General features: G+C 72.0%; 11 protein-coding genes. 5 read left to right on the top strand and 6 right to left on the bottom strand.

All coding sequences use genetic code 11. The annotated features are described in order from the left end of the window. Nucleotides 1-13 precede the first annotated feature (13 nt). On the top strand, nt 14-628 hold the full coding sequence (locus VQH23_RS16925; protein WP_338661901.1) for an NMCC_0638 family (lipo)protein: 615 nt from the start codon (nt 14-16) through the stop codon (nt 626-628). A gap of 111 nt (nt 629-739) precedes the next feature. Continuing rightward, entirely contained in the window at nt 740-1009 is a 270-nt protein-coding gene (locus VQH23_RS16920; protein WP_338661900.1) for a hypothetical protein, read from the top strand. Between the two features lie 11 nt (nt 1010-1020). Here VQH23_RS16920 and VQH23_RS16915 read toward each other — a convergent pair whose 3' ends face one another. Continuing rightward, entirely contained in the window at nt 1021-4413 is a 3393-nt protein-coding gene (locus VQH23_RS16915) for an indolepyruvate ferredoxin oxidoreductase family protein (protein WP_338661899.1), read from the bottom strand. Nucleotides 4414-4560: 147 nt separating this feature from the next. Between VQH23_RS16915 and VQH23_RS16910 the strand changes: the two genes are divergently transcribed. After that, nucleotides 4561-5013: an Lrp/AsnC family transcriptional regulator gene (locus VQH23_RS16910; RefSeq protein ID WP_338661898.1), complete on the top strand. Its 453-nt coding sequence runs from the start codon at nt 4561-4563 to the stop codon at nt 5011-5013. A 6-nt stretch (nt 5014-5019) separates the two neighbouring features. Here the strand turns inward: VQH23_RS16910 and VQH23_RS16905 are convergent, their stop codons facing one another. Next, complete coding sequence (locus VQH23_RS16905; RefSeq protein WP_338661897.1) at nt 5020-8508, bottom strand: hypothetical protein; 3489 nt, start codon at nt 8506-8508, stop codon at nt 5020-5022. A 108-nt stretch (nt 8509-8616) separates the two neighbouring features. Further along, a complete protein-coding gene (locus VQH23_RS16900; protein WP_338661896.1) occupies nt 8617-8934 on the bottom strand; it encodes a hypothetical protein in 318 nt (105 codons plus the stop codon). Between the two features lie 123 nt (nt 8935-9057). Here VQH23_RS16900 and VQH23_RS16895 point away from each other — a divergent pair, with 123 nt between their 5' ends. Then, the gene (locus VQH23_RS16895) at nt 9058-9711 is read left to right on the top strand and encodes an SCO family protein (RefSeq protein WP_338661895.1); all 654 of its coding nucleotides are present in this window, start codon (nt 9058-9060) and stop codon (nt 9709-9711) included. 86 nt (nt 9712-9797) lie between these two features. After that, nucleotides 9798-11060, top strand: coding sequence for a phosphoglycerate dehydrogenase (gene serA, locus VQH23_RS16890; RefSeq protein WP_338661894.1), 1263 nt, complete (start codon nt 9798-9800; stop codon nt 11058-11060). A 279-nt stretch (nt 11061-11339) separates the two neighbouring features. Here the strand turns inward: serA and VQH23_RS16885 are convergent, their stop codons facing one another. The 3 genes from VQH23_RS16885 to hflK all read right to left on the bottom strand — a co-directional run bounded on the left by VQH23_RS16885 (nt 11340) and on the right by hflK (nt 15201). Further along, nucleotides 11340-12869, bottom strand: a complete 1530-nt coding sequence (locus VQH23_RS16885) for a Do family serine endopeptidase (RefSeq protein ID WP_338661893.1) — start codon at nt 12867-12869, stop codon at nt 11340-11342. A gap of 218 nt (nt 12870-13087) precedes the next feature. Continuing rightward, nucleotides 13088-13963 carry a protease modulator HflC gene (hflC, locus tag VQH23_RS16880; RefSeq protein WP_338661892.1) on the bottom strand — a complete coding sequence of 292 codons (876 nt, stop codon included), beginning with the start codon at nt 13961-13963 and terminating at the stop codon, nt 13088-13090. Then, nucleotides 13960-15201: an FtsH protease activity modulator HflK gene (gene hflK, locus VQH23_RS16875; RefSeq protein ID WP_338661891.1), complete on the bottom strand. Its 1242-nt coding sequence runs from the start codon at nt 15199-15201 to the stop codon at nt 13960-13962. Before hflK ends, hflC begins: the two co-directional genes overlap by 4 nt. Between the last annotated feature and the right edge of the window lie 85 nt (nt 15202-15286).

The following is a 15286-nucleotide window of genomic DNA, read 5'->3' as shown; positions in this document are numbered from 1 at the left end:
ATCGTTTCCTCGGTTGCCCTATCGGGGTTTTCCCCATCCCACCGCGCGCGCGGCGCGGCGTCCAGTTCTGCTGGCCCTGCTGGCGCTCACCCCCTTGCCCTTCCCTTCCGCCGCCCGGGCCGCCGCGCCGCTGACGGAGGAGACGGCGGCGGCCATGGGCAGCTTCATGCAGATCTGCGCCCGCTTGCTGACGGGCGGCGATGCCGGGGCCGCGGCGCGGGAAGCGGGCTTCGCGGCGCTGCCGGCGGACAGGGCCGCCACCCTGCTGCGCGGGGGCGAGGGGCAGGTTCTGGTGGCGCGCGGCGCCCATGTCGGGGCGATGGTGCTGGTGCTGACGCGGCGGCCGGTGGCCTGTTCCCTGCGGCTGCAGCGGATGGACGTGGAGACGGCGGAGCCGCTCTTCGTGCGGCTGGCGGAGCGCACGGCGCGGCCGGGGCTGAGCGTGACGCGCGCCTTCGACGGCAGCGTGCCCGTGCCGGGCGCCGGGGCGGCGCGGCAGATCACCTACCGCCTCTCCTCCGGCCAGCCGGGGCGGGCGGACCTCGCCCTGGCCTTCACGGGGGATGCCGATCCGAGGGCCGGGACGCAGGGCGTGCTGACCTTCGGGACCTTGGCGCCGCGGCGTTAGGGCATAACGGAAGCAGGAGAAGGCGGGAGCCGGGGACGGGCGAAGGCAGGCGGGCTCGATTACCTGACGAGTGACCCGGCGCCGCAGCTTTCCGAGAGCGCGAAACACGCTATGGCCTATGAAGCCGACAGGTACGGCATGGGCATGGTGATGGTGCCGATCTTCGGCCTCGTCGCATGGGGCGTGTACGAAATGACCGAGTGGGGGCAGCGCCTGACAGGTGGCGGCGTGCCGCGCATCGTCATCGTCTTCGCCTACATGTTCCTGCCGGTCGGGGCCGCGCTGGGGATCGGCCTTCCCCTGCTGAAACGGCTCGGCCACCCATTCACGCCGCCGCCTCCGCCACTGCCCTGGTCGCCGCCCCCGACCCGGGAGGAGTGACGGACCCGCCCTCACTCCGCCGCCAGAGCCGGCATGGGCGGCGCCGCAAGGCGGGCCTCGATGGCGGCGAGGGCCTCGCGGGTCCTGCCGATGTTGGCGTGCTTGATTGGGCCGAAGCCCTTGATGCCGCCCCAGGCATTCACCCAGTCCCGCAGCGCCGCCGCCGGATGCTCCACGAGGAGGGCGTCCAGCCGGGTGCGGAACTCGGCGATCAGGGCGCGCTCCGTGCGGCGCTCCTCCGTATAGCCGAAGGGGTCCAGGGCGGTGCCGCGCAGGACCTTGCCGTGGCGCAGCAGGCCCATGGCGCTGATCATCCAGGGGCCGAAGCTGCGCTTCTCCGGGCGGCCCGTCTCGGGGTTGGTGCGGGAGAGGAAGGGCGGGGCAAGGTGCAGCACCTTCCGCTTCGTGCCGGTGAAGCCTGCGTCCAGGGAGGCCTGCCAGGCGGTATCGGCGTGCAGGCGGGCCACCTCGTACTCGTCCTTGTAAGCCATCAGGCGGTGCAGCTGCATGGCGACGGCGCGTCCCAGCCCTTCGTCCAGGGCACGGATTCGGGCGACGGTGGCAGCATAGTCCCGCGCGTAGGCGGCGTTCTGGTAAGCCGTGAGGTCCGCGACGCGGCGGGCAATCAGCTCGTCGGGCGCCTCCGGCGCGCGCGGGCCGGCGGGGGCCTCCAGCGCGGCGGCGCGGCCTAGGGCGAAAGCGGCCTTGTTGCGCTCCACGGCCGTGCCGTTCAGCTCCAGAGCGCGCTCGATCGCGGCGAGGGAGAGCGGGAGGAGGCCGCGCTGGTACGCGGTGCCGAGGAGGAAGACGTTGAGGAAAATGGCGTCGCCTAGCGCCTCCTCCACGCGGTGCGCGGCGGGGAGCGCGAGAAGGTCGCGCGAAGTGGCGCGCAGGTTGTCGAGGATGGCGGGCGCATCAGCGCGCGGGGTGCCGAGAAGATAGCCGGCGGTGGCGGCGACGTCCGCGTTCACGACGGTGGCGGTGCGATCCTTCGAGAGCAGAGGACGGACATTCACGCCGTGCGCGCCGATGGCGTCGGCGGCGATCAGCAGGTCTGCTTGGCCGGTGCCGATGCGCGGGCCGGCGAGGGTCTCGGGCGCCGCGCCCTCCGCGCCGATGCGGATCTGCGCCTGCACGCCGCCGCCCTTCTGGGCGAGGCCGAGCTGGTCCATGCTGCGGACAGGACGGCCGTCGATATGCGCGGCGGTGGCGAGGATGGCGGCGAGCGCGGTGACGCCCTGCCCGCCGATGCCGGCGAGGACGACGTTCCAGGCCTCGTCGCGCAGGGCGGGCGGCGCGGGTTCGGGCAGGTTCTCCGGCGCGGCGGCGGCCTGCGGATGGGCGGCGGGCTCCGCCCCTTCCAGCGTGACGAAGGAGGGGCAGAAGCCCTTCAGGCAGGAGAAGTCCTGGTTGCAGGCGGATTGGTCCACATGCCGCTTCTGGCCGAACTCCGTCTGCACGGGCTGCACGGCGAGGCAGTTGGACTGCACGCCGCAGTCGCCGCAATCCTCGCAGACGCGCGGGTTGATGACGACGCGCTTCGTGGCGGCCGCGGCGGTGCCGCGCTTGCGGTGGCGGCGGCGCTCCGTCGCGCATTCCTGGTCGTAGATGAGAACCGTCACGCCCGGGCGCTCGCGCAGGTCCTTCTGCACGGCGTCCAGGCTGTCGCGGTGGTGGTACGCCACGCCGCGGGGCATCATCGGATCGTGCTGATGGCGCTCGGGATCGTCGGAGACGACGGCGATGTGCGCGGCGCCCTCTGCCGCCATCTGGGCGGCGATGCGGGGCACGGTCATCTCGGCTTCCGGGGTCTGGCCGCCGGTCATCGCCACGGCGCCGTTCACCAGGATCTTGTAGGTGATGTTCGCCTTCGCCGCGATGGCGGCGCGGATCGCGAGGCTGCCGGAGTGGGAATAGGTGCCGTCGCCGAGGTTGGCGAAGACGTGCTGCGTCCTCACGAAATCCCGCTGGCCGAGCCAGGGCATTCCCTCCCCGCCCATATGGGTGAAGACCTCGGTGTCGCGGTCCATCCACGTCACCATGTAGTGGCAGCCGATGCCCGCCATGGCGCGGGAGCCCTCCGGCACCTTCGTGGAGGAGTTGTGCGGGCAGCCCGGGCAGAACCAGGGCTGGCGCAGCGCGATGGGCTGGCGGGCGGCTTCCGCAAGGGCGCTGAGCGCGGCGAGGCGGGCGGCCATGCTCTCCGGGCGCGGCTCGCGCGGCAGGCGGGCATCGAGGGCGCGCGCGATGCCGGCGGCGTCCAGCTCCGAGAGGTCGGAGAGGAGCGGCGCGCCGGTCTCGTCGCGCTTGCCGGTGATGCGGGGCGGGTTCGGCGTGCCGTAGAGGGCGTCGCGGAGCTGGGCCTCGAGGAAGGAGCGGCGGTCCTCGACGACGAGAACCTCCTCCAGGCCTGAAGCGAAGGCGCGGGCGGCCACCTCGTCGAGCGGCCATGCCAGGCCGACCTTCCAGATTCGGAGGCCGAGGAGCCGCGCGGCGGTGTCGTCGATGCCGAGGTCCAGCATGGCCTGGCGCAGCGTGGCGTAGGCCTTGCCGCGGGCCGCGATGCCGAAGCGGGCGCGCGGGGAATCCAGCACCACGCGGTCCAGCCCGTTGGCGCGGGCGAAGGCGACCGCGGCGGGCAGGCGCGTGCGGCGCAGGCGGCGTTCCTGCGCCAGGACGAGGTCGCGCAGACGGATGTGGCGGCCGTCCTCGCCCTCGAAATCGCCCTCCGGGATGATCGGGGCCCAGGGGTGGATACGGAAGCTGGCGCTGGCATCCATCGTGTCCGCCACGCACTTCATCGCGGCCCAGGTGCCAGCGAAGCGCGAGAGGGCGATGCCCTTCAGGCCGAACTCCAGGATCTCGTGCACCCCCGCCGGATCGAGGAAGGGGATCTCCAGGTCCATGAAGGCGTGGTCGGAGGCGTTGGCGACGGTGGAGGACTTGGCGGAGGGATCGTCGCCCGCCAGGGCCAGCACGCCGCCCAATGGCGCGGTGCCGGCCATGTTGGCGTGGCGCAGCGCGTCGCCGCTGCGGTCCACGCCCGGGCCCTTGCCGTACCAGATGCCGAAGACGCCGTCCTTCGTGCCGTCGTTGAACAGCCCGGCCTGCTGCGTGCCCCAGGCGGCGGTGGCGGCAAGGTCCTCGTTCAGGCCGGGCTGGAAAACGACCCCGGCCTCGGCCAGGCGCTTGGCCTGCTTCTGCAGCTCCTTGTCGTAGCCGCCCAGCGGGCTGCCGCGATAGCCGGTGACGAAGCCCGCGGTGCTGTGGCCGGCCGCGCGGTCCAGCGCGCGCTGTTCCAGCGGCAGGCGGACCAGGGCCTGGATGCCGGTCATCAGCACCGGCTCCTCGCCGGACTCCCAGCGATCCTCGAGGCGCATCGTCGCCCGTTGCACGCTTCCCATCGACGTCACTCCGGCCGGGCCCTCTGCGGGGGCTCGTTCTTCCCTGGGATATGGGGGAGGATGGACCGGAAATCCCGGCGGTTCTCTCCTGAATTTCGTTGTGCGCCGCCGAAGGGACAGAAGAAGCTTCTGCGTCAAGGGGGAAACATGGACGCAACCGACCGGCGCATCCTCCGGGCCCTGGCGCGCCGGGGGCGGCTCTCCAACGCGGAGCTGGCGGAGGAGGTGGGGCTCTCCGCCTCGCCCTGCTGGACGCGGGTGAAGCGGTTGGAGTCGGCGGGGGTGATCAAGGGCTACGCCGCCCTGCTGGACCAGGCGGCGCTGGGGATGCCGGACACGGTGTTCCTGGAGGTGATGATGGAGAAGCACGACGAGAGCGCGCTGCGCCGTTTCGAGGAGGCGGTGCACGGCATCCCCGAGATCCTGGAATGCCATCTCGTCACCGGGGAGTACGACTACATCATCAAGGCCGCGGTGGGCGGCACGGCGGGGTACGAGACGCTGCTGCGGGAGAAGATCTACCGCCTGCCCGGCGTGCGCCACACGCGCAGCGCCTTCACGCTGCGCTGCCTAAAGCGCGAGGTGTCGGTGGTGCCGTAAGCGGCGTCACAGCAGGTCCACGCTGCTCGAGGTGACGTGGCGGATCGGCTCCACCAGCGGCTGCAGCTCACCGATGGCGACCGCCATGCCGAGGCGGGAAACGAGGCCGCTCTCGACCAGTCCCGCCGAGTGGTTCACCGCCCCCGCGAGCACGCCGTCCTCGAGCGCGGCCCGGTAGGTTGCGGCGACCCAGGCCCGGTCGTCCAGGCCGTCGTAGAGCGCCCCGTACATGTCGGTTTCGAGTAGCGTCTGATAGAGGAGCGTGAGGTTCCCGGCCTGCGGCACGGCCGCCTTCCAGATCAGGAGGCTGACCGGATCGGGCGCGATGTCGAGCGTGGCATCGTAGGCCCGGACCACCGCCGAGGCCGCCTTGTCCGGCACCCAGATGCCCTTCGGGTGGCTCCGCCCGAAGACGGCCGCGGCATCGGGCAGCCCCGCCAGCCAGGCCACGGTCTCCGGCAGCCCGATCAGCGGCACGACGCCCCTGAGGTAGGACAGCGTCTCCGCGCCCGGGGCGATGCCGAAAAGTCCTTTGTAGACTAAGCCGATCTGCCCTGCCGTATCGAGGCCGGCCATCCTGGCGAGGGCCGGCTCCGTATGGAGGAAGGAGGCGGCGATCGCGCCGAGCGAGACGCCGGCGTTCAGCAGGCCGGCGAAATCCGCGGCACTGGCGCCAGGCAGGTTCCACCCGATGGTCGCCTCGTAGAGGCGGGTGATGACGGCCAGGGGTGAGGTGCTGTCCAGTTCCAGCCTGCCATCCGCGAAGGTGATGTCCCGCACGGCCTCGAGGCGCACCGAGGTGCCGTCCAGCCAGTGCAGGGCGACGCCGTTCGGCGCCAGGTCGATGTCCTCCAGCTCCGAGGCGCTGCGGGTGGCGACGGCGTGCCCCGTCTTGGAGTTCGCGACGGTGGCGAGGGACTGGCCGCGGCGCAGCACCTCCCCGCCGGCCTGCTCGTCCAGATAGGTGGTCTGCTCCACATGGCCGCTGCCGGGGGCCTGACCGATCTCCGCCTGCAGGCCGCCGAGGTGCTGCAGCATGTCCAGCCGCGTGAGGTGGCCCAGGTCAAGCATGCTCTGCCACCACCCCTGCTCCGGCAGCGTCGGAGTCCGTTCCAGCGCCTGCTCGAAGGCGATGGTGACGAACTCTGCGTTCGGCCTGCCCTCGAAACGGGCCGTGAACAGGTCCGTCGAGGCCAGGTAGGCGTAAAGGGTGGAGGTGGAGACGTGGCCGGCCTCCAGCAGAAGGGTCCAACGCGCGAGGGCGGCGGAGTCAGGCGTCTGGTCCAGCACCGCGTCGTAGGCGCGCACGATCTCTCGCTCGCTCTGCTGCGCCACCCAGATCCCGGCGGGGTTCTGCGCCCGGCTGAACGCGGCCGCCTCGGGCGTGTCGATCAGCATCGCGGCGATCTGGGCGAGGTTGGCGCCGACCGCGGACGCGGTCCTGAGGTAATCCATGGCCGCGGGCGGCGCGCTGTAGCCGATCACGTCCTGATAGATGAGCTGGATCTTCTGCTCGAGGCTGAGCCAGGCGCTGCGCTGCGCCCATGCCTGCGTGCCCAGGAGCGAGTCGGTGACGGCGAACATGGAGACGCCCTTCTCCAGCAGGGCCGCGGTATGGGCGAGCGACTCGGCCGCGGGGTCTGCCCCCAGGATGGCCTGGTAGGCGCGCAGGGCCCGCGCGCCGGCCGAGCTGCCGTCGAGGGTCAGATGGCCGTCGGAGAAGGCGATGCTGGTCGCGCCCGTCAGGAGGGTGCTTGTGCCGTCGCGCCAGGCGATGAGGATCCCGTCCGCCCGGCTCACGACGCCGGCCACCTCCCCGGCCGCATGCATCAGCACCGCCTCGCCCGCGCCGGACATGGCGGCCGTATCCGTCTTGCTGCCGGGCGCGAGAACCGTGGTGGGGTCCGGTGGTACGGGCGGCGTGGGAGGAGCGGGCGATCCCGGCGCGTCGACGACCACCACCGGCAGCCCGGCGACGGGCAGGCGGTTGTAGGCCGGATCGGCGCTGGCGAGGGAGAAGGAGATCCCGGCGATCTCCGCCCCTTCCACGGTCCTGTCATCCACGGCGCTGACGAAGACCGCGCGGACCATGGCCCAGTCCTCGCTCGTGAAGGTGATGGTGATAGAGGACCCGATCCCGCCGCCGCTCGTCGCGAGCAGGAGGTCCGGCCCGGCGAGGAGGGTGACGGTCACCGGCGCGACCGGGCGGGAGGCGAGGGCGACCGTGAAGCTGTCCCCCGCCCCGCGCTCGGCGACGGCGGTGCTGCTGCCGGTCTGGACGACCACGATGCCCGGCGGCGGGCCGGGCGGCGGCACGGGCGGGGGCGGCGGTGGGGCGGGCGGCAGGTCGTTGTCCGTGATCGTCACGTCCACCCCGCGGCCGGTCAGGCCGGCGTAGTTCCGGTCCGCGCTGGCGAAGCCGATGGAGATGCGCCCGCTGTGCGGGCCCTCGTGGACGGCGTCGTCCACCGCGGAGACGATGACGGTCCGGGGCCTCGCCCAGTCCGCCGGCACGATCGTGAAGCTGACGGTCTTGGTGAGGACGCCGCTCGCGGCGCGCTGGAGGTTGAGCGAGCCGTCCACGGTGAAGGTGACGGTGACCGGCGCGGTGGGAATGGTGGCGAGGGTGACGGAGAAGGTGTCGCTCGCGCCGCCCTCGCCCACGGCGGCGGCGCTGCCGGTATGGGTGATGACAATGTCCGGCGCCGGCGGCGGAGGCGGCGGGGAGGCGGGCGGCGACACGGGGGGTGAGACCGGTGGGGACACGGGCGGAGAGGCCGGCGGAGAGGCCGGCGGAGAGACCGGAGGGGATACGGGCGGTGACACCGGCGGCGAGACCGGCGTCGACACGGGTGGTGATACGGGAGGCGGGCCGTCCTGGTTGGTGACGTTCAGCACGTTCACGCCGACGCTGAAGGCGGCCTCGTTCCGCCCGTCGGAGACGGCGATCATGACCTCGCGCGTGGTGCCGCCCTGCCGCAGCAGGTCCACGCCGTCTTTCAACTTCAGGGTCGTGCCGACGATCTCGAACCATGCCGAATCCGGCCAGAGAACACGGTACTCCAGGCTCCCGGCGGGGCTGTCCGGGTCGTCCGCCGCGAGGCTGCCGATCTCGGCCCCTACGTCGTTCTCCAGCACCGCCCCGCCGCCGCTGAAGCGCAGCCCGGACGGCGGGGTGTCGTCCACCCCGAGCAGGGTGACGGACCAGCTTCCGGCCGCATCGAGCCAGACACCGCCGGACCGGACGGAGAGGCCGAGTCGCAGCACAGGATCCGCGCCGGCGGCGAAGGCCTCGCGGTCGATGGCGCCGAGAGGGGTGGCGATGACCCGGCTGCCGGAGTCGAGCGCGGCGGAGAAGAGGGACGCCCCGCTCCCCGTCAGCGCGACGTCCGTGACGCCGGACACGCCGGAGAGGGTGAAGGTCGCGGACCAATCATCCGCGCCCTCGGTCTCGAGGATGGTGGCGGGCATCGTGCCCGTGGCCACGACGGGCATTCTTCGCTCCGCTCGCGTCTTTCTGACGCGGCGGAGTGTCCGTCGGACCGGGTTAAGGCCGGCTTAAAGGGCGCCCTGTCCGCGAGACCGCGGCGGGCGCCCGCACGGTCAGGCCGCGGCGGCGCCCGAGGCCGGGGTCTCGACGAGGTCGCGCATCGCCCGGGCCCAGCGCGGAGCAGCGGCCAGCAGCCCGTCCAGCACGCGCACCGGCATCGACTCCGCGTATTCCAGCGCGGTCAGGCTACGGGGGTCCCAGCCGGAGGCCAGGCTGTCCACGAGATGCTCCCCGCCGCGACGGTCCAGCATGGTGTGGATCCGGCGCGCGGCGACGAGGATCCGCGCCGCGGCCTCATGGCGCATCCGCTCGGCCAGGTTGTCGTTGGCGATCTCCGCCAGGGTCTCGAGGGCAGGGTCCCGGTCGGGCATCGTCCAATGTTTCCTTTCTGGCCTGAGGATTCCGTTCGTCTGGGAATGGGGAAGGCGGAACAACAGGTCGGTTAACGCGTGTACCCCGTCCCCCGTTGCGGTTGCTGCGCTATATGACGGGCCATGACCCGCGCTGTCCGCATCGCCGTCCTCGTTCTCATCCTCGGCCTCGGCGCCGTCTGGGGGGCCGCGTTCCTGGCCAGGAAACCCGGCGAGGACCTCGGGGCGGCCTTCGCCCGCCTGGCCGGTGGCGCTTCGGCCCCCAGCGCGGGCGGCGTGGCGCTGCCGGGCGGGGTTTCCGTGGGCGGGCCCTTCACGCTGGTGGACGGGGATGGGAGGACGGTGACGGAAGCCGACCTCCGCGGGAAGCTGGCTCTGGTCTTCTTCGGCTACACCTTCTGCCCGGATGTCTGCCCGACCGAGCTGCAGGCCGTGGCGCAGGCCATGGACCTGCTGGGCCCGCAGGCCGAGGCGGTGCGGCCGGTCTTCGTCAGCATCGACCCGGAGCGGGACACGCCGGCCAAGATCAAGGACTACGTCGCCCTGTTCCACCCCTCCATCCTCGGACTGACGGGGACGCAGGCCCAGGTGGCGGCCGCGGCGCGGGCCTGGCGGGTGTACTACGCCAAGGTCACGCCGCCCGGGGCCTCCGAGTACCTGATGGACCACTCCTCCTTCACCTACCTCATGGGGCGGGACGGGTCCCTGCGGAACCTGTTCCGGCCGGGGGTGAGCCCGGAGGAGATGGCGACGGCGATCCGGGCGCAGCTGGGCTAGGGGGCCGGGCATAGGCGGCGGGCGCCCCTGCCCCGCTCTCAGCGCGGTTGCGCCGGGGTGCGGGAATGCGGCAATCCTGCGGCGCCATGCCCGATGCCCTGCCCGTCCCCGCCCCTCTCTCCCTGGCCAAGGACAAGATCCGCATCCTGCTGCTGGAGGGCATCTCCGACAGCGCGGTGGCGACCCTCCATGCGGCCGGCTACTCCAACATCCGGCGCGAGAAGAAGGCGCTGGACGAGGCGGCGCTGAAGGAGGCCATCAAGGGCGTCCACCTGCTGGGCATCCGCAGCCGCACCCAGGTGACGGAGGCGGTGCTGGACGTGGCGGACCGGCTGATCGCCGTGGGCTGCTTCTGCATCGGGACGGACCAGGTGGACCTGGCCGCCGCCCGCCGCCGCGGCATCCCCGTGTTCAACGCCCCCTTCTCCAACACCCGCTCCGTCGCGGAGCTGGTGATGGGGGAGATCGTGATGCTGCTGCGGGGCATCCCCGTGCGCTCCAACGCCGCGCACCAGGGCGTGTGGGACAAGTCCGCGGCGGACAGCCGTGAGGTGCGGGGCAAGACCCTGGGCATCGTCGGCTACGGCAACATCGGCGCGCAGGTCTCCGTGATGGCCGAGGCCTTCGGTATGCGCGTGACCTACTACGACCCGATCCCGAAGCTGCCGCACGGCAACGCGCAGTCCATGCCCTCCCTCCGCGCGCTGCTGGCGGGCGCGGACGTGGTGACGCTGCACGTGCCGGACACGCACGAGACGCAGAACCTCATCGGGGCGGAGGAGATCGGGCTGATGAAGCCCTCCGCCGTGCTCATCAACAACGCCCGCGGGCGCGTGGTGGACCTGGAGGCGGCGAAGGCGGGCGTGGAGTCCGGCCACCTGCACGGCCTGGCCATCGACGTCTTCCCCGAGGAGCCGGCGAAGAACGACGACCCCTTCGTTTCCCCGCTCCAAGGGCTGAAGAACGTGATCCTGACGCCGCATATCGGCGGCAGCACGGTGGAGGCGCAGTCCCGCATCGGCGAGGAGACCGGGCGCAAGCTGGCGGAGTACTCCGACACCGGCGCGACGCTGGGCGCGGTGAACTTCCCCGAGGCGATCCTGCCCGCCCGCGCGCGGGGCGCCCGCTTCCTGCACGTGCATCGCAACCATCCCGGCACGCTGGTCGCCCTCAACGAGGTGTTCACGCGCCACGGCGCCAACATCGCCGGCCAGTACCTGCAGACCGATCCGGAGATCGGCTACGTGGTGGTGGATGCGGAGGGCCTGGCGGACGCGCATGCCGTGCTGCTGGAGCTGCGCGCACTGCCCGGGACCGTGCGGGCTCGGCTACTCTACGAGCGGGTCTGATCCTTCGCTGACGAGATGTCCCGGGGAGAGGAAGAAAGAATTCTTCCTCTCCCCGGACCCCTCACCATCATCTTCTTCTTCGAGTTGGTCCCACCTTCGCTGATGGTGCGCCTCGACTCGTGGAGGCGACTGCAAGGGCAGGTTCAGGTGCTGATCGTAGAGGGCTGACACGTCCCGTCAGTTCCGCGGCAGCCCCATGCAGGTCCAGGGTTGGACATATATGTCCAACCAGGCTCCTGGCTGGGGTTCAGGGGGCGGAGCCCCCTGGCCCTGCCTCCCTTAGTTACGCCGCTGGTTCCCTTCCTCGCGGATGCGGAGCGGCACGAACCGCTGGCCCTGCTGGCCCTCCACGAGCAGCAGCGCGGTGGAGCGGTTCTGGCGCCGCAGCGCCTCCACGCGGTTCTGCACGTCCTGCGGGGTGTTCACCCGCTCCTGCTGGACTTCCACGATCACGTCGCCCGGGCGCAGATCGCGCTCGGCAGCGGGGCCGTTCTGGTCCACCTCGGTGATGAGGACGCCGCGCTGCTCCGCGCGCAGGCTGAAGCGCTCCCGCGCCTCGCCGGTGATGGGGCCGACCTTCAGGCCGAGACCGGCCAGGTCCACCACCTCGCTGCGGGGGCGGCCGGACTGGTTCCCGGCCTGCGCCTCCTCCGCCGGCAGCTCGGCGATGGTCACGGTGACCGTCTCCTCCTTGCCGTCGCGCCACAGCACCACCGGGGCGGCGGTGCCGACGCGGGTCTCGGCCACGATGCGGGGCAGGTTGCGCATCTCCCGCACATCCTGGTTGTTGAAGCGCAGGATCACGTCGCCGTTGCGGATGCCGCCCTTGGCGGCCGGCCCGTCCTCCTGCGCGCGGGCGACGAGGGCACCGCGGGCGGGGCGCAGGCCGAGGCTCTCGCCGATCTCGTCCGTCACCTGCTGGATGTTCACGCCGAGCCAGCCGCGGCGCACCCGCCCGCCATCCTCGAGCTGGGCGACGATGCCGCGCGCGAGGTTGGAGGGGATGGCGAAGCCGATGCCGATGGAGCCGCCGGAGGGCGAGTAGATGGCGGTGTTGATGCCGACCACCTTGCCCTGCATGTCGAACAGCGGGCCGCCGGAGTTGCCGCGGTTGATGGCGGCGTCGGTCTGGATGAAGTCGTCGTAGAGGCCCTGGCGGATGTCGCGCGAGCGGGCGGAGACGATGCCGACGGAGACGGAGGAGGCGAGGCCGAAGGGATTGCCGATGGCGAGCACCCAGTCACCGACCTGCGCCTCGTCCGAGTTGCCGAACTGCACGGCGGTGAGCTGGCGGTCGGTCTTCAGGCGCAACAGGGCGATGTCGGTGCGCGGGTCGGTGCCGACGACCTCGGCCTGGATCGTGGTGTTGTCGCTCAGCACCACGTTGATCTCGGTGCCGCCGTCCACGACGTGGTTGTTGGTGACGACGAACTTCTTCTCGGCGTCGATGATGAAGCCGGAGCCGAGGGACTGGCCGCGGCGCTGCGGCTGCTGGCGGGGGCCGCCCTGGCCGCCCTGCCCGCCGCCGGGGGGACGGTTCCGCTCCAGGAAGTCGCGGAAGAACTCCTCGAAGGGGCTGCCCGGCGGCGCCTGCGGGGCGTCCGGCGCGTCGGGGCGCTGGGCGTTGCGGGCGGCGGGGCTGGTGGAGACCTGTACGCTGACCACGGCGGGCAGGAGCTGCTGGGCCAGCGGGCGGAAGGAGGTCGGCGCGTTCTGCATCGGCACTTGCGCGAGAACGGGCGTGATCGGCGCCGCGGCCATCGCCCCGATCAGGGCGAGGGTGGCGGCGATCGGGGTGCGGAGGCGCACTGGCGGTGTCCCTTCGGGCTTCATGGCATCGGGACGCGGCGCCCGGCGGCGGAAACGGGCCGGGGAGCGTCTCGATGCGCAGATTGGACCATTCCCCGCTGGGCGGAAGGGCCAGCCTGTTACAAAGGGCGACCGGATCGATCACCTCTGGGTGCGAAAAGCGGAACGGCCCGCCCCCGGGATGGGGGCGGGCCGTCCTGGTCCGGTTTCCCGGGCGGCTAGCGGGAGGTCCCGGGCAGCTCGCGGAAGAAGCGGAAGAACTCGCTCTCGGGGGAGAGGAGCAGGCGCGTCTCCCCGCCCTCGGCAAAGGCCTCGCGATAGGCCTGCATGCTCCGCCAGAAGCCGAAGAACTCCGGGTCGCGCTGGAAGGCGTCCGCGAAGGTGCGGATGCTCTCCTGCTCGCCCTGGCCGCGCAGCACGTCGGCCTGGGCCGTGGCCTCGGCCAGCAGCACGGTGCGGTCGCGGTCGGCGGCCGCGCGGATGCGGGCCCCCTGCTCCGCGCCCTCCGCGCGCTGCTCGCGGGCCACGCGCTCGCGCTCGGACTGCATGCGGGACAGGATGGCCTGGGTGTTCTCCTCCGGCAGGTCGGCGCGGCGGACGCGCACGTCGGCCACCTCGATCCCGAAGCTCTTTGCCTCGCGGTTCACCTGGTCCCGGATCTCGTTCATGATCCGCAGGCGGCCCGCCGAGAGGACGTTGAGCAGGGACTCGCTGCCGAGCACGCGGCGCAGCGAGGAGGAGACGATGGAGGCCAGGCGGCCGCGGATGCCGTTCTCCTGCACGCCCACCGTCTGGAAGAAGAGCAGCGGGTCGGTGATGCGGAAGCGCGTGAAGCTGTCCACGATCAGGCGGCGCTGGTCGCTCAGGATCAGCTCCTCGCCCGGCGCCTCGTAGTCCAGCAGGCGGCGGTCCAGCGCGATCACGCTCTGGATGAAGGGCACCTTCACGTGCAGGCCGGGGGTCTGGATGACGCGGCGCGGCTCGCCGAACTGCGTGATCAGCACCTGCTGCGTCTGGTGCACGGTGAAGAGGCTGGAGGCGGCGGTCACGACCACGATCGCGGCCGCGACGAGCGCGATGGTCAGGCGGTTCATCGGGCGGCTCCCTGCACGCTCGGGCTCGGGGCGGCAGGCGTGGGCGCCGCCGGGCGGGGCGGCTGCGGTACCGCGCCGTTGCGGGCCGGAGGCGGCGCGCGGCCGGCATCGAGGTTCAGCAGAGGCACGAGACCCTGGAGCCGGTCATCCACGATGATCTTCGGATTCTTCCGGAGGATCTCCTCCATCGTCTCCAGGTAGATGCGACGCATCGTTACGTCCTGCGCCACTTGGTAGGACGAGAGGACGGAAATGAAGCGCTGCGCTTCGCCCCGGGCGCGGGCGATCTGGCTGTCCTTCTGGCCCTGGGCCTCCTGCACCATCCGCTCCGCCTCGCCGCGCGCGCGGGGGATGATGTCGTTGCGGTAGGCCTCGGCCTCGTTGCGGGCGCGCTCGCGGTCGGCCGCGGCGCGCTGCACGTCGCGGAACGCCTCGATCACGGCCTGGGGCGGGTCCACCTTCTGCAGCTGCACCTGGGTGATCTCAACGCCCGCGCCGTACTGGTCGAGGATGGCCTGGGTGCCCTGGCGGACCTGCTGCTCGATCTGCGCGCGCGCCTCGGTCAGCGCGGGCTGGATCGGCGTGCGGCCGATCACCTCGCGCATCATGCTCTCGGCGGCGGACTTCACGGTGATCTCGGGGTTGCGGGTGTTGAACAGGTACTCGCCGGCGTTGCGGATGCGCCAGAACACGGCGAAGTCGATGTCGATGATGTTCTCGTCCCCGGTGAGCATCATGCTCTCCTCCAGCACATCGCGGCTGGGGGTGGGGCGCTGGGCGACGACGGCGGTGTCGACGGCGCTGCGGAAGCCGACATCCACGCGGTTGATCCGCGTGACGCGGGGCGTCGTGACGCTCTCGACCGGCCAGGGAATGCGGTAGTTCAGGCCCGGCCCGGTCCAGCGGTTGTAGGCGCCGAAGCGCATGACGATGCCCTGCTCGTCCGGCTGCACCCTGTAGATGCCGGAGGCGCCCCAGGCGGCGAGCGCGAGCACGGCGAGGACGGCGATCCCCTTGCCGCCGGAGGCGCCGCCCCCGCCGGGGAAGCGGCGCGGCATCCAGCGGCGCACCGCGTCCTGCGCTTGGCGGATAGCGTCGTCCAGGTCCGGGCCGCGGCCGCCCTGGCCCCCGCTGTTCCCGCCATTCGGCGGCGGGCTGCCCCAGGGACCCTGCGGGCGGTTGTTGCCGCCGCCGGGGGAACCCCAGGGATTCGGTCCGCCGCTGTTGTTCCACGGCATCGGGTGGTCACTCTCCCCTCAGTAACGCGACGGCCCCGCCCGCCTGGCCCTCGATGGGTCGCCCCATGTGGGTTGAACGGGGTGG

The sequence above is a fragment of the Pararoseomonas sp. SCSIO 73927 genome (assembly GCF_037040815.1).
Taxonomy (GTDB): domain Bacteria; phylum Pseudomonadota; class Alphaproteobacteria; order Acetobacterales; family Acetobacteraceae; genus Roseomonas.
This window is presented reverse-complemented; position numbering and strand designations above follow the sequence as displayed.

Coding starts and splice junctions, on each gene's coding strand:
- VQH23_RS16915 (WP_338661899.1), bottom strand. CDS start 4,413: ATGGGAAGCGTGCAACGGGCGACGATGCGCCTCGAGGATCGCTGGGAG.
- serA (WP_338661894.1), top strand. CDS start 9,798: ATGCCCGATGCCCTGCCCGTCCCCGCCCCTCTCTCCCTGGCCAAGGAC.
- VQH23_RS16920 (WP_338661900.1), top strand. CDS start 740: ATGGCCTATGAAGCCGACAGGTACGGCATGGGCATGGTGATGGTGCCG.
- VQH23_RS16895 (WP_338661895.1), top strand. CDS start 9,058: ATGACCCGCGCTGTCCGCATCGCCGTCCTCGTTCTCATCCTCGGCCTC.
- hflC (WP_338661892.1), bottom strand. CDS start 13,963: ATGAACCGCCTGACCATCGCGCTCGTCGCGGCCGCGATCGTGGTCGTG.
- VQH23_RS16900 (WP_338661896.1), bottom strand. CDS start 8,934: ATGCCCGACCGGGACCCTGCCCTCGAGACCCTGGCGGAGATCGCCAAC.
- hflK (WP_338661891.1), bottom strand. CDS start 15,201: ATGCCGTGGAACAACAGCGGCGGACCGAATCCCTGGGGTTCCCCCGGC.
- VQH23_RS16905 (WP_338661897.1), bottom strand. CDS start 8,508: ATGCCCGTCGTGGCCACGGGCACGATGCCCGCCACCATCCTCGAGACC.
- VQH23_RS16910 (WP_338661898.1), top strand. CDS start 4,561: ATGGACGCAACCGACCGGCGCATCCTCCGGGCCCTGGCGCGCCGGGGG.